General features: G+C 52.7%; 11 protein-coding genes. 7 read left to right on the plus strand and 4 right to left on the minus strand.

Features of this window, described 5'->3' with window-relative positions; all coding sequences use genetic code 11:
* Positions 1 to 10: 10 nt before the first annotated feature.
* From AC2FNV_RS12550 to AC2FNV_RS12570, 5 genes are all read left to right on the plus strand, one after another.
* A complete protein-coding gene (locus AC2FNV_RS12550) occupies positions 11 to 2,845 on the plus strand; it encodes a helicase-related protein (RefSeq protein WP_496773484.1) in 2,835 nt (944 codons plus the stop codon).
* Between the two features lie 6 nt (positions 2,846 to 2,851).
* Complete coding sequence (locus AC2FNV_RS12555) at positions 2,852 to 3,217, plus strand: RNA-binding S4 domain-containing protein (RefSeq protein ID WP_170608295.1); 366 nt, start codon at positions 2,852 to 2,854, stop codon at positions 3,215 to 3,217.
* 73 nt (positions 3,218 to 3,290) lie between these two features.
* Entirely contained in the window at positions 3,291 to 3,629 is a 339-nt protein-coding gene (gene fdxA / locus AC2FNV_RS12560) for a ferredoxin FdxA (RefSeq protein ID WP_170608293.1), read from the plus strand.
* A 280-nt stretch (positions 3,630 to 3,909) separates the two neighbouring features.
* Positions 3,910 to 4,419: a CarD family transcriptional regulator gene (locus tag AC2FNV_RS12565; protein WP_170475602.1), complete on the plus strand. Its 510-nt coding sequence runs from the start codon at positions 3,910 to 3,912 to the stop codon at positions 4,417 to 4,419.
* Positions 4,420 to 4,537: 118 nt separating this feature from the next.
* On the plus strand, positions 4,538 to 5,299 hold the full coding sequence (locus AC2FNV_RS12570; protein WP_170608291.1) for a potassium channel family protein: 762 nt from the start codon (positions 4,538 to 4,540) through the stop codon (positions 5,297 to 5,299).
* Here the strand turns inward: AC2FNV_RS12570 and cobS are convergent.
* Complete coding sequence (gene cobS / locus AC2FNV_RS12575) at positions 5,296 to 6,060, minus strand: adenosylcobinamide-GDP ribazoletransferase (protein ID WP_170608289.1); 765 nt, start codon at positions 6,058 to 6,060, stop codon at positions 5,296 to 5,298. The genes AC2FNV_RS12570 and cobS overlap by 4 nt on opposite strands.
* Positions 6,061 to 6,139: 79 nt before the next feature.
* Here cobS and cobT point away from each other — a divergent pair, with 79 nt between their 5' ends.
* Entirely contained in the window at positions 6,140 to 7,153 is a 1,014-nt protein-coding gene (cobT, locus tag AC2FNV_RS12580; protein ID WP_170608287.1) for a nicotinate-nucleotide--dimethylbenzimidazole phosphoribosyltransferase, read from the plus strand.
* A 33-nt stretch (positions 7,154 to 7,186) separates the two neighbouring features.
* Here the strand turns inward: cobT and AC2FNV_RS12585 are convergent, their stop codons facing one another.
* Both AC2FNV_RS12585 and AC2FNV_RS12590 read right to left on the minus strand, forming a co-directional pair.
* Positions 7,187 to 9,070, minus strand: coding sequence for a cation:proton antiporter domain-containing protein (locus AC2FNV_RS12585; protein ID WP_496773458.1), 1,884 nt, complete (start codon positions 9,068 to 9,070; stop codon positions 7,187 to 7,189).
* A 19-nt stretch (positions 9,071 to 9,089) separates the two neighbouring features.
* Positions 9,090 to 9,545: an Lrp/AsnC family transcriptional regulator gene (locus AC2FNV_RS12590; protein ID WP_170608285.1), complete on the minus strand. Its 456-nt coding sequence runs from the start codon at positions 9,543 to 9,545 to the stop codon at positions 9,090 to 9,092.
* 146 nt (positions 9,546 to 9,691) lie between these two features.
* Here AC2FNV_RS12590 and hppD point away from each other — a divergent pair, with 146 nt between their 5' ends.
* Positions 9,692 to 10,789, plus strand: coding sequence for a 4-hydroxyphenylpyruvate dioxygenase (hppD, locus tag AC2FNV_RS12595; protein ID WP_170475590.1), 1,098 nt, complete (start codon positions 9,692 to 9,694; stop codon positions 10,787 to 10,789).
* Between the two features lie 399 nt (positions 10,790 to 11,188).
* Here hppD and AC2FNV_RS12600 read toward each other — a convergent pair whose 3' ends face one another.
* On the minus strand, positions 11,189 to 13,756 hold the full coding sequence (locus tag AC2FNV_RS12600; protein WP_170608283.1) for a hypothetical protein: 2,568 nt from the start codon (positions 13,754 to 13,756) through the stop codon (positions 11,189 to 11,191).
* Positions 13,757 to 13,916: the final 160 nt, after the last annotated feature.

Here is a 13,916-nt window from a genome sequence, read left to right on the forward strand (position 1 = left end):
GGGGGCAAAGGTGAGCGGGTCATCCCGAATCGTGGCAGTTCTTGGCCCGACGAACACAGGCAAAACTCATTATGCGATCGAACGTATGCTGGGGCACCGGACCGGTGTGATTGGTCTGCCTTTGCGTCTGCTTGCACGCGAAATTTACGATAAGATTGTCGCCGTTCGCGGTCCCTCTGTCGTGGCTTTAGTCACCGGAGAAGAACGTATTGTACCACCGCGTGCGCAATATTGGGTCTGCACTGTTGAAGCTATGCCGGAGGGGATGGGTGCGGATTTTGTGGCAATCGACGAAATTCAGCTTTGCGCTGACCCGGAACGCGGTCATGTTTTTACCGACCGCCTACTGAGGTCTCGGGGTACGAACGAGACGCTTTTCCTAGGGTCTGACACGATGCGCGGCCCAATAGCGTCATTGGTGCCAGAGGCGCAATTTGTTCGGCGCGAGCGGATGTCGCAACTTGTCTATTCCGGGTCAAAGAAAATCAGTCGGTTACCTCCGCGCAGCGCGATTGTCGGGTTCTCAGTGGAAAACGTCTATGCCATCGCGGAATTGTTGCGTCGCCAAAAGGGCGGAGCTGCTGTTGTTATGGGTGCGCTCAGCCCCCGTACGCGAAACGCACAGGTTGAACTCTATCAGAACGGCGAAGTTGATTACTTGGTAGCGACCGACGCTATTGGAATGGGCTTGAATCTGGATGTGAACCATGTGGCGTTCTCATCTTTGACCAAATTTGACGGTCAACGCATGCGACCTTTGGCCCCGAATGAGCTTGCACAGATTGCTGGCCGCGCTGGACGTGGAATGTCCGATGGAACGTTTGGTGTGACAGGAGAGGCACCTGCGCTGGAAGACGGTGTCGCGCAGGCGATCATGGACAGCCGTTTTACACCGATGAAAAAGTTGAACTGGCGGAACGCAGCTTTGCGTTTTGGCTCAGTCGGTTCGCTGATAGACTCGCTGGAAGTCAATCCAAGTGGCGAGCACCTGACCAAAGCGCGACCCGCCGACGATCTGAATGTGCTTAAGTCGCTGTCGCAGGTCACTGAGGTGTTGGCCCGGGCAAGTGATGGAGCATCAGTCAAATTGTTGTGGGACGTGTGCCGAATCCCCGACTTTCGGGGCATCAGCCATGCGGAACATGCCAGCCTGCTTGAAGTTATCTATAGCCATTTGCACGAACGCGGCAGTATTCCGGATGACTTTCTGGCCCGGCAGGTTCGACGTATTGATCAACCGGGTGGTGACATTGATGCTTTATCCAAAAGGTTGGCATATATTCGCACCTGGACATATGTTGCGCAACGAAACGGTTGGGTGCGTGACGAATCGCATTGGCGCGAGGAAACGCGCACTGTAGAAGACAGGCTGTCGGACGCTCTCCATGATCGTTTGACTCAGAGATTTGTGGACCGGCGCACTTCTGTTTTGTTGCGCCGGCTCAAGCAGAAGGAGGCCCTTTTGGCCGAAGTAAATGACAACGGTGAAGTGACCGTCGAAGGCGAATTCGTAGGTCGTTTGGAAGGCTTCCGGTTTATTCCGGACAAAAGCGCTCAAGGAACCGAGGCGAAAGCACTGAAATCAGCCTCTTTGCAAGCTCTGGCGCCGCAATTCCATTTACGTGCTGATCGCTTCTACAATGCACCCGATACCGAGATTGATTTTACTGATCAGGGCGGCCTGATGTGGGGCGAATATGCCGTTGGCAAATTGGTTGCAGGTGCCGAGCCACTAAAACCAATCGTTGAAGTATTTGTAGATGAGGCCGCCGGACCGGATGTTCAGCAGAAAGTTCAGCGACGTTTGCAGCACTTTATCGACCGAAAAGTAGCGGCGCTTTTCGAACCGCTTTTGAACCTGTCACGTGACGAAGAGTTGACTGGCCTAGCCAAAGGTTTCGCCTTTCGCATTGTAGAAGCGATGGGCGTTTTGCCTCGCGCGGGTGTCGCACAAGAAGTCAAAGATCTGGATCAAGACGCGAGGGGGGCGCTACGCAAGCACGGTATCCGCTTTGGGCAGTTCACAATTTTCATGCCTTTGCTGCTAAAACCTGCGCCAACACGCCTGCGTCTGGTTCTTTGGGCGCTGTCTAGCGGGCTGCAAGAGTTCCCAGAAGCACCTCCACCAGGTCTGGTGACTGTTCCGGTCGCGAAGGACGCGCCCGAAGGTTACGCAACTATGTGCGGTTACAGAAATGCAGGGGATCGTTCTATCCGCATCGACATGCTGGAGCGTTTGGCGGATATGCTGCGCTCTGAGGACAGCCGTGGTGGGTTCGAAGCAAAGCCAGACATGCTGTCAATCACTGGAATGACTCTGGAACAGTTCGCTGATTTGATGCAGGGCCTTGGTTACAAAGCAGAACGTGGCGAACGCGAAAAGATCAGGCCAGTCGAAGTTGAGGTTTCTGCGTCTGCAACACCAGAGGATCTAGGTGTCGAAGAAGTGCCTTCGCCCGAGTCAGTTTCGCAGGAACCCATCGAGCCTGACGAAACGCCATCCGAAACCATTGAGAGCACTGAAGCTTCAACGGAAATGACGGATACCAAGCAGGCAACGGAACCCGCAACGGACGAACCCGATGTCGAAGTTTTCTTTACGTTCACTTGGGGTCGTCAACGCCAAGCGAACAACCGTGCTCCTCGCCGTGATCAGCGGCAGGGGCAGGGCAAAGGAAAATCGCGCGGCAAACCGCAGGAAGGCCGAGGCAAACCTCAAGGCAAGAAGGGTGGTAAGCCCCAAGGCGCTAAAACTTTCTCCTCCCGACCACCAAAAAAGGAAAAGGCTATTGATCCGGATAACCCCTTTGCAGCAGCGCTGATGGGTTTGAAAGACGGTAACTAGCTACCGATGGCCGAGCATGTGGCCAAACTGCGGATTGATAAATGGCTGTGGCAAGCGCGGTTTTTCAAAACTCGTAGCTTGGCTGCCAAACAGGTCAGCGGCGGCCAGGTTCGGGTCAATGGAAATAAGGTTGTAAAGCCGGCTTTTGCTGTTGCACCCGGCGACGTTTTGACATTTTCACAAAGTAGTATGGTTCGTGTTGTGCGTATTGAGGCGCTGGGCGAAAGGCGGGGTCCGGCCCCTGAGGCGCAAACACTGTACTCCGATCTAACTGAAAAACAGGACAAGAAGCTCAAAAATCCGAGGTTTGAAGGAAAAGGTCGTCCAACCAAGAAGGAACGGCGGGTGATTGATCTTTCTCGACGTCTGTAAGGTTGATCATATCTTGAAGACAACGGCAGACTGAATTAGCTAGTCGCCCAAACCGCAAACGGGAATTCCAGCCATGACATACGTCGTCACTGAAAACTGCATAGCCTGTAAATACACCGACTGTGTCGAGGTTTGCCCGGTGGACTGTTTTTACGAAGGCGAGAACGCATTAGTTATTCACCCGGACGAGTGCATCGATTGTGGCGTCTGCGAACCGGAATGCCCCGCCGACGCGATCCGCCCTGACACTGAGCCGGGGATGGAGCAGTGGGTCGAGTTCAATCGGAAATTTTCGGAACAATGGCCGGTCATCGTTACAAAGAAAGACCCGTTGCCCGATGCGGAAGAGCGCGACGGCGAAGAGGGTAAGATGGAGAAATATTTCTCCGAAGCACCGGGTGAAGGCGGCTGACTGATTCGCCAGTATGCGGCAGCGAAGTTTAACCTAAAGCCAAGTTACCAATCTGCTTTATAAGCGAAAAATCGGCGCCGCTGGCTATTGGTCTTTTGGGTGTCGCATTTTTGTGATATAATCTGATCAAATGATGACAGAGATTGGGATGTGCTCCGAAAGTATGCTCGCTTTGGAGTTCTGAATCAGTGAAACAATAGCCGTTTGCCGGGGCCTAATCGCGCCCCGACTGTGGCTATTTTTTGGTTTGTGTCCCGATCGCAAACAAGGAAAAACGCGCATGTCTAAGTCAAAAAAACTTGAGTTCCGTCCGAATGACTATGTTGTCTACCCCGCCCATGGCGTGGGTCAGATCATTTCGATCGAAGAACAAGATGTCGCCGGCTTTACGCTCGAGTTGTTTGTTATCTCTTTTGAGAAAGATAAGATGACGCTTCGTGTGCCGACAAACAAAGTGACAGAGTCGGGTCTTCGTTCGCTCAGCTCGCCGGATGTGATTAGTCAGGCAATGAAAACTTTGAAAGGCAAAGCCAAAGTTAAAAGGGCCATGTGGTCACGCCGGGCTCAGGAATACGAACAAAAGATCAATTCGGGCGACCTGATCTCGATTGCCGAGGTGGTTCGTGACCTACATCGCACCGATGATCAGCGTGAGCAAAGTTACTCTGAACGTCAGCTATATGAAGCTGCATTAGAGCGGCTAACGCGTGAAGTCGCGGCGGTATCTGGCGCGGATGAGATGTCTGCGGCCAAGCAAGTAGACGAAGTTCTTATGTCCCGCGCGGCCTGATTCAAACCACTTAAAAAAATAGCCGTCCTGTTTCAGGGCGGCTTTTTTGTTTTCAGTCGCTTGGTCTGTCAACGCTTTATGGTTAGCTTTTCGTCAAAGAGACGGGATTTTGGACCGAATGAAAAAGACGATCAAAGCGCTGTATATCGGAAGAGGACCGGTTTCCGTCTGGTTTCGTTATTTCCTGATCGTTTTTGATTTAGCCTCGATCGTCTTTTTTGTATCGACTGCAGATGTTCCACATGGCCTTGGTCTGACCACTGCAAGCCGGATTATTGGTATCGTCATTCTTCTGGATTTCCTTGCCCGTCTTTGGATAGCCAAAGACCGCTGGAAGCTCATGACAAAAATCTACACGTTGGCGGATTTGATTGTAATTGTTTCGCTGATGCTGGATCCGTTCCTAACCGGAAACCTCGCATTTTTGCGTATTCTTCGCGCCCTTCGCTTGATTCACTCTTACCAGCTTTTGCGAGACTTGCGTCGGGATAGCACTTTTTTCCGCACGCACGAGGATGCAGTTATTGCGGCTGTCAACCTTATGGTCTTTGTCTTTGCGACCTCAACCGCTGTGCTCGTGTTTTTTATCCCTGATACAAGTCAAACGCCGTATATCGATGCGCTGTATTTTACGATGGCGACCCTGACGACCACGGGGTTTGGAGACGTCACGCTATCGACCCCCGCAGGTAAGCTGTTTTCCGTTTTCATAATGGTGGTCGGTGTGGCCTTGTTCGTGAGGCTGGCGCAAGCAATTTTCATGCCGCAGAAGGTGCGGCATAAGTGCCCCAGCTGCGGCCTGTACCGGCATGACCCTGACGCCGTTCACTGCAAGCACTGCGGTGAAACCGTTCGGATTAAAACGGGTGGCGCGGCCTAGATCATCGCGGCCAGCGCTAACAATATGGCGATTTCGGACACAGATTGAACCGCGCCCAAAATGTCCCCAGTTTGACCTTTGATACGTGCCTTGGCAGTAGCGGCCACGACTGCTGACGTTCCAACCGCACAAAGCATTGGAATAGTTGCACTGCTTCCCAAAGTGAGTAGGGAAAACGTCAGGGCAATCCCGAGACCAATCAAAACGCTGGAAGATGGAGGGCTGCCGACAGATCGGCTGAGGCCCGTTTTACGGGCATTTGGCAGAATTCTCATCACACAAGGCATCATAGCCCTAGAGAACAGGCTTGCGACCAGCACACCACTCAACCAATCCGCTTCTAGCAAAATCCCAATCGCGAGAACCCTCAAAAGCTGCGAAAAAATCAGACCTAGGACCCCGTAGGTGCCAATGTGACTGTCCTTCATGATTTCGAGACGCCGATCGACCGTGTAGCCACCCCAAAGCCCGTCGATCGTATCGGCTAACCCATCTTCATGCATCGCGCCGGTGACGGTGATCATTGCCGCTACACAGAGCGTGGCACTTATCAACGGTGACAGGCCAATCTGCAAAGCGACCCATCCCACTGCGCAGGCCAACGCTCCCACTATCAGCCCCGCCAGCGGAAACGCCCATACAGCCTTGGCTTGCCTAGCAAAAAGTTGATCCTGCAATTTTGGGACAGGCAAGCGCGTCAATAGGACCAAAGTCAGAGCAATATCCCACGCAGAAATTGCAGAGGTGTCGTTTTTGTGCACTGCCGGGCCTTTCCGGGTCTTGTTGCTTTGCCAGCATTGGTTAAACACGCATGACGACTCTGATGCAACGAGGCTTTGAATGCTGCCTGAACTCAACAACCTGAACAGCTTGCGCGATACTCTGATCCGTGCACCCGGAGCGGATACTGACGCGAGCAAAGCCGCACAAGACCGAAACGGACAATTGACCAAACCACCCGGAGCATTGGGGCGGCTAGAGGATTTAGCAATCTGGTACGCCAGTTGGCGAGGTGATGCCGCGCCACAAATTTCTTCGCCTCAGGTTATCGTCTTTGCCGGTAATCACGGGGTAACGGCACAGGGTGTTTCGGCATTTCCACCAGAAGTGACCGTTCAGATGGTCATGAACTTCGAGCACGGTGGCGCCGCAATCAATCAGTTGGCCAAAGCAGCAGGTGCCAAGATGGACGTTCACGCACTGGAACTGGATCGACCGACCAAAGATTTCACACAGGGTCCGGCAATGAGCGAGGACGAATTTTTAGCGGCATTGCGCACAGGTTGGGAAGCAGTCGATCCGCAGTCCGACCTACTGGTCGTTGGCGAAATGGGGATTGGAAATACGACGCCAGCAGCTGCCATCGCGCACGCGCTTTATGGCGGTGAAGCAGCGGACTGGACTGGGCGAGGTACTGGGGTCGACGATGCGGGACTTGCTAACAAAACCCGGGTCGTAGCTGAGGGCGTGGCTCTGCACAATATGGCTGTAGATGGGCTGGATATCCTTCGGTGTCTCGGAGGGCGAGAGATCGCTGCTATGGCAGGGGCGATAGCTGCGGCGCGTGTTTTGCGAATTCCGGTGGCTCTAGATGGGTTTATCTGTACCGCGGCCGCGGCCTGTCTTGCTCAGATTTCTCCTTCGGCTTTGGATCATACTGTCGCCGGTCATCAGAGTGCAGAAGGTGCGCACAAAAAGTTACTTGAAAGACTTGGAAAGGACCCATTATTGAGCCTTGGTCTGAGGCTAGGTGAGGGTTCCGGCGGTGCGCTGGCAATCAATATTCTGAAATGTGCCGTTGCCTGTCACTCGGGAATGGCAACTTTTGCCGAGGCAGGCGTATCAGACGGCTGATATCCTGGTTTGACCCACGCCTCGTCGCTTGGGTCAGGCAGACTCTCTCGTGTGCTCTTCAGCTAATTCCAACAGCGCGGTTTCAAGGTCTTTTTCAAGCTCTTGGGCCCGGTCAATATATTTTTTGTTATCAGCTGTCGGCATCCCGGGTATCCAAAGTTCAGCCAGTTCGCGTACCGAAGTGCGGTCGTGGTGGTAAAACGTCTGTTCTGCTTGGGCCGCCTCGTATTCGCTGAGGCCTACATTTTCCAACACGTAGCGACCCGCGCGGAGTGAACCATCAAACATCTCACGAACGATGTCATTCGCGCCGGCCTGGTACAATTCATAGACATGTGTGCGGTCGCGAGCCCGGGCTATTATGTGCAGATCGGGGCGCTGGCGCCGCGCATACCCGACGAGACGTGTGACTTGCTTGCGGTCATCCATTGCGGCAACCAGTACGGATGCCTTTTCGATTCCGGCAGCCCGCAATAGCTCGGGGCGAGTGGGGTCACCTAAAAAGCCTTTAACGCCAAAGCGTCGCATGAGCTGAATAGTTTCGATATCGTGATCCAATACAACGGTCTTGAACCCGCTAGCTTGCACAAGCCTGTTAACGATTTGGCCAAAACGGCCGATGCCTGCAATAATCACCGGACCTTTTTCGTCGATTTCGTCAGGCTCCACCTTGGGGCTGCCGTCGGTCGTATAGCGTGTAATCTGGTCATAAAGAATGAACAAAAGCGGTGTAATCAGCATTGTTAGCGCGATGATCATAAGCAGCTTTTGCGACAAATTTGGCGGGATCACATTCTGCTGAGTCGAAAATGCGAGCAGGACAAAACCAAATTCGCCTGCCTGAGCAAGACCCAGCGTGAACAGCCAGTGGTCCCGTCCGCGCAGTTTGAAGGCCTTGCCCACGACAAACAAGATTATCCCTTTTGCAAGGATCACCAACAACGCCAGTCCAATCAGGTCGAACGGATCGTTAAAGAAATAACCCAAATCGATTCCCGCGCCGACCGTGATAAAAAATAAACCAAGAAAAAGACCCTTGAATGGTTCAAGGTCGCTCTCCATCTCGTGCCGAAATTCGGAGCTAGCAAGAACAACACCAGCCAGAAATGCTCCAAGCGCAGGGGATAGCCCGACCAGAGTCATCAGGAAAGAAATTCCGACAACAATCATAAGGGCAAGCGCTGTATACATTTCGCGCAAACGGGTAGTGTGGATAAAGCGGAAAAACGGACGAGTTAAGTAAACTCCGGCGAGCACGACAAAGGCGATTGCCGCGATCGTGACCAAAGTGACTGCCCAACCCGGCAGGCCGTCTACCAGCGAAAGTGCGTGGTGCGCATCCGCCCCATGGGCCGCATCGCCACCCCGGTCAATTGATCCGTCATTATTTATGTGCGCAATTGCCGGTAACGCTAATAGCGGGAGAAACGCAAGAATAGGGATCACCGCGATGTCTTGCGTCAGCAGTACAGAGAATGTCGCGCGCCCGCCATTCGTTTGCATTAATCCCTTTTCTGACAGGGTTTGTAACACGATAGCCGTAGATGATAGTGACAGAGTCAGTCCAACTGCCAGCGAAACCGACCATGGGTGACCCGCGTAAAACGCAACCGCAGCGATTGCGATCGTCGAAAGACCGACTTGAAGCCCACCAAGCCCAAGCAATTTGTCGCGCATGTCCCAAAGAGCGCGAGGTTCCAGCTCCAAACCAATGAGGAAAAGCATCATAACGACGCCGAACTCGGCGACATGCTGCAGGTTCTCCGTTTCGGCCCCAACTAAACCGAGAATGGGTCCAATCGCAATTCCGGCTGCCAAATAGCCCAACACCGATCCCAACCCCAGCCGAGCTGAAAGGGGCACCGCAATCACGGCCGCTGCAAGATAGATCGAAGCCTGGTAGAGGAATTCGTTCATCTATTTCCTTTCCGATCCGTCATGTCGGTAGTGGCGCGTCGCGTTTGAGTTGGTCCATAACAATCTGGCTTTGAACCCTTGCAACAGCAGGATGCGGCAGTATCACCTCGTGAAGCAAGCTGTTGAGAGCGGACAGGTCGTCGCAATACACATGCAGTAGGTAATCCGCTTCGCCAGTCATCGTCCAGGCGCTGCTGATCTCAGGACGAGAATTGACCATGCGGGCAAAACTAGCTGATTGCTCGGGTCCATGCGTTCCCAGATGAACTTGAATAAAACCTTGGACTTGAAGGCCCAGCTTAACCGGGTCCAGCCTAGCGGAATATCCTGTGATGAAACCTTCTGCTTCAAGCCTTTGACGACGGCGACCGGCTTGGCTGGCAGACAGATTCAACATCTCACCGAGTTGATGGGCTGTCAGATGAGCATCCTTTTGCAAAGCCGACAATAGGCGCGTGTCCGTTGCATCCAGCATGTGCGCACATTCTCCGTTATTCGACCAATTGGTGCGGGTTTTACGCGCGTGATCTTAGTTTACACGAAAACTATGCGCAGAAACAGCATCGATTAAGGAGTATTTTTGAATCAGCAAAGAATTTCCTGTTTAAACGGAGTCGCTCCATGGGCCCTTTCCCACACAACGCCCCGAAATCTGTCATCAGTAAAGAAAACCCTGCCGGAACCGATGGTTTTGAGTTTGTGGAATTCGCTCACCCAAACCCTCAAGAGCTGAGGGATTTGTTTGCGAAGATGGGATTTGAATACGTAGGTTATCACCGTGAAAGGCCCAAAGTTGAGTTATGGCAACAGGGCGACGTGACTTATATTCTGAATGCGGACTCCGAAAGCTTTGCCGCCAAGTTCGTTTCAGAGCATGGCCCATGTGCGCCGGCGATGGGCTGGCGCGTTGTTGATGCGAAAAAAGCGTATGAGCACGCCATCTCCAAGGGGGCCGAACCCTATGATGAAGCCGACAAAACCATGGATGTTCCGGCGATTAAGGGAATTGGAGGGTCGTTGATTTATTTCATCGATCAATATTACGAAACATCGCCTTACAATAAAGAATTTGAGTGGTTGAAGCCGTCTAAACCGCGTGGTGATGGGTTCTATTACCTCGATCATTTGACCCACAACGTATTCAAAGGAAATATGGACAAGTGGTTTAAGTTCTACGGTGATTTGTTCAATTTCCGTGAGATCCGGTTTTTTGACATTCAGGGAAAGTTTACTGGCCTGTATAGCCGTGCGCTGACGTCTCCTTGTGGGCGAATCCGTATTCCGATCAACGAGGATCGCGGCGAAACCGGGCAGATCGTTTCATACCTAAAAAAGTACAATGGCGAAGGTATTCAGCACATCGCTGTGGGTAGTGACGACATTTACAGCTCGACTGATGCGATTGCCGAAAAGGGTCTGAAATTCATGCCCGGGCCGAACGAGGCGTACTACGACATGTCATTCGACAGGGTGGCGGGCCACGATGAGCCCAAAGACCGCATGAAGAAGCACGGAATCCTAATTGACGGAGAAGGTGTTTTGGACGGTGGCGAGACAAAGATTCTGTTGCAGATTTTCTCAAAAACGGTGATCGGCCCGATCTTTTTCGAGTTCATTCAACGCAAGGGCGATGACGGATTTGGCGAGGGAAATTTCAAAGCTCTGTTCGAGTCCATAGAACGCGAGCAAATAGAATCAGGCGAGATTTCAGCGGCTTAAAACTGTCACTTCTGCTATAGCCTATTCGCCACTGGTAAACCTTTATGTGTTCAGGGTCGCGTTGCCCTGCTGGCTGAAAACAGCTCTGTGACCTTTATCCCGCGCGACTTCGATCACTCGCGCGGGTTTACGTCAAAGCCTGGTTATTTGGTTAGGTTTGGAAGCTAGCCGCAATGACAAGATCAACTCGACGCACATAATACCGAAATCCAATTGACTTAGCTAAGACGCGATGCGGCTCGATCCTGGTGAAAATCAAGCGCTGATTGTATCTCTCAGGCAAGACAGGTGAACACGCGTGCTGAGATTTCTTGGACGTTGTTTAGGATGTGCGCGAAGATCATGTCGTGTCCGATTTGCTTCATGGCCGGCGCAAAGGTATTGTTGTGCCCGGTTTCATCACCCTCGAGGCATCTTCAAAGTCACATTCTGACCGCGCTTTTGATAGCGCAATTCGCTGTCGCCGATGGCGACAACCTTGCCGCCATCTATCCGATCACCAACCTTTAGTTTTTTGTATCGACCACTGGGTAGCCGGACGAGCGCGCGACGGTTTGCAGGTGTGCCGTATACGCCGATCAAGTTTAGTTTGCGTAAGTTAATCGCATTATCAATCGTTGCCTGTCGTGCGACAGAGGCTGTGGTTGGAATTTTAGGGGAAACTGTTCTTGGTTGGAACGAGCCAGCTTCATCATCTGCAGAAACCGCGTCCGTGGCAGCGACATTAGCGGTGGAGCCTAAAGTCGCAGTTCCTGCGTTAGGGGAGCTGGCCACCTGGGGCGCGGTTCTTGTAGGTCGCAATTTGGGTCGCGGCACACGCACCACAGCCAAGGCAGTCGGAGTATAGTCTATTTCCGGTTCGACTTCCAAAGACTCGGGGCGCAACTTGGGGCGCACTACCGCTAGTTCTTCACGCGACCTTCCCCCCAATTGCGACCGTTCAAACTGATCCACCAAGTTGTCGGGCCGAAGTTTAGGCTTAAAGCCGGCCAGACGTTCATCGATCTCGTCGACCGCCGGTTCACCTTCGGGGCGGGCTGGTGTCTCCGGTGGAACAGACGAAGGTTGACCCAAATAGATCATTATCCCGTCGGGATTAAGTGTACCCTCGGGACTGGCGGTGACTAATCCCCGTTCGTCTAGTTCGTAAGATTCTTCGGCATCTGGGGGCTGCGCTATTGATGGAACCACTTTGTCGGTATCAAGGCCGTTGACTGAGGGCAGAGCAATGGCATCCTGAGAAAGGTCCGAACGATCAATGGATGACAGATAGACGTCGCCCAATTCGTCCAGAACAGGTCGCGCCAACTGTGAAGGCATCGCAGGTGTTGAACCGGTGAAGTCCTTGAACAGCTTTCGGGGTTCCGATCCTGTGGCAATATCTTCGACAATTTCAGGTTCGATTTTCAATGCTTCAAGAATTGCTGCATCCGTCGCGGACAGTTCGCCTTCGCCATTCGACTCTGGCGCTGGATCAGGCGCAACGGCCAGAGGTTCCGCTTCAATATTTGGTTGGCTCTTTTCTGGAACGATTGCGGCAACTTCGGGTGTCGCTTCAGGCGTCTGATCTAATTCTTGAACATCAAGCTGCTGTTGCGCTGTGTCTGTTTCCTTGGGTGAGGGGTCCGGGCCAAGGATTGACCAAGCGCCAACGGCCATTCCGACGCAAACTAACGCGGCAATTGCAGGAATCGCTAACTGTCTTAAACTCCAACTTCCCGAGGTTGATTTGCCAACAGGCTGTGGCGCAGATCGAAAGGCCGCCGGACTTGCCGGCTCGGCAATCGCATGAATTGGTGTTTTTTCGACCTTCGCATCCGGTTGGTCCGGCAGTGTTTCAAGAACGTCAGAGTTGGCGGTTTCTTTGCCGTCCTCAGCTAATGCGTCGAATGACTTTTCGTCATGGCCCGCAAATGGTTTTCGTTCATTGTCTTCAAAAGAAGTCTCCTGAACTTGGTGAACGATGCCAGAGTTTACCGTTTCAGAATTGTCTTCGACCTGAACATCCGATTCCGTTTCCGCAGCGGTATCGAATGATGGTGGGGCAATTTCCTTCGGCGAAGATTCCATCGCCGATTCGGTCGCCGTTGGAGTTGGTTTCGACGCGGTTATTTCACCCGTCAACTCTGGTTCCGGTTCGTTGGTTTCCTCGATTGCAGATTGAGTCTCGTCCCAAAGAGCGGTTCCCGCAAACGGGTCAACTTGCTCTGCGGTAGCCGCTACATTGTCGTCCTCGGCTGGTGTTTCCAACTCAGAATCTGCGGTGTCTTCGACAGTCGACTGAAAATCTTCCTCAACCAAAATTTCCGTGGCTTGCCGAGTGAAGTCCGTCGTTAGATTTTGAATTTCATCATCAACTGGCAATTCTGATTTTGGGTCCGAGATCTCAGTATCGACTGTTTGCTCATCCTGCAAGATTGGCGCATCTGTTCCTACACCGTCGACGGTTTCCCAAGAGTCTTCTACGGACGAAGAGTCAGACGAGCCGCGCATTTCGAGGCCCCATTTGAAGGCCTGACCCGTGAATGCATCTTCACTAGCCGTACCCACGCAAAACGACTCAGGGACAAAGCCACGGGATACTGCGAATTCATAGGCTTCGTTCAGTGTCTGACGCGCGACTGCGGCGACCTGAGTTACTTCGCCATTTTCGATCGTGGCATAGGACAACTCGGACAAGTCATATGGCGTCGCATCGGCAAGGGTCGTTTGTATCTTTTGCTCTGCAGCTTTGGAACCCAATCCGTCCGTTTCCACAGAAAGAAAGCGAACTTGATCAGTCGGGAGCACCAAAGTGCACCCCAAATGATTGGCCAGCGCGAATCCTTGTTCCCGTAGCGCCTGTATCCTTTGGCTTAAGTCAGGCGAATCCAACGGCACTGTTCCAATGCAATACCATTCGTCATCCGATTGGTGATGCAATGAAATTCCGTGTTCCGAAAAAGACAGCGCAAAGGCAGGTTTCATAATCCGGATGAACCATAAGTGACTGTTTCAATGCAAACGCTTTGGCGTCCACCGCATGAGATTAGAGCAGGAACCTGCCGAGGGAAAGAAAAAGCCGTTATTCCCCCTTGCCGTGTGCTGCCGCGAATTCCCATTTGTTATCCAAGTCAACAGGAGGGAT

This window comes from Ruegeria sp. BHSA163, from assembly GCF_059613365.1.

Excerpts from the sequence above, each read along its gene's own strand:
- fdxA (WP_170608293.1), top strand. The coding sequence starts at position 3,291 with ATGACATACGTCGTCACTGAAAACTGCATAGCCTGTAAATACACCGAC.
- cobT (WP_170608287.1), top strand. The coding sequence starts at position 6,140 with ATGCTGCCTGAACTCAACAACCTGAACAGCTTGCGCGATACTCTGATC.
- AC2FNV_RS12565 (WP_170475602.1), top strand. The coding sequence starts at position 3,910 with ATGTCTAAGTCAAAAAAACTTGAGTTCCGTCCGAATGACTATGTTGTC.
- AC2FNV_RS12555 (WP_170608295.1), top strand. The coding sequence starts at position 2,852 with ATGGCCGAGCATGTGGCCAAACTGCGGATTGATAAATGGCTGTGGCAA.
- hppD (WP_170475590.1), top strand. The coding sequence starts at position 9,692 with ATGGGCCCTTTCCCACACAACGCCCCGAAATCTGTCATCAGTAAAGAA.
- AC2FNV_RS12600 (WP_170608283.1), bottom strand. The coding sequence starts at position 13,756 with ATGAAACCTGCCTTTGCGCTGTCTTTTTCGGAACACGGAATTTCATTG.
- AC2FNV_RS12585 (WP_496773458.1), bottom strand. The coding sequence starts at position 9,070 with ATGAACGAATTCCTCTACCAGGCTTCGATCTATCTTGCAGCGGCCGTG.
- AC2FNV_RS12590 (WP_170608285.1), bottom strand. The coding sequence starts at position 9,545 with ATGCTGGATGCAACGGACACGCGCCTATTGTCGGCTTTGCAAAAGGAT.
- AC2FNV_RS12570 (WP_170608291.1), top strand. The coding sequence starts at position 4,538 with ATGAAAAAGACGATCAAAGCGCTGTATATCGGAAGAGGACCGGTTTCC.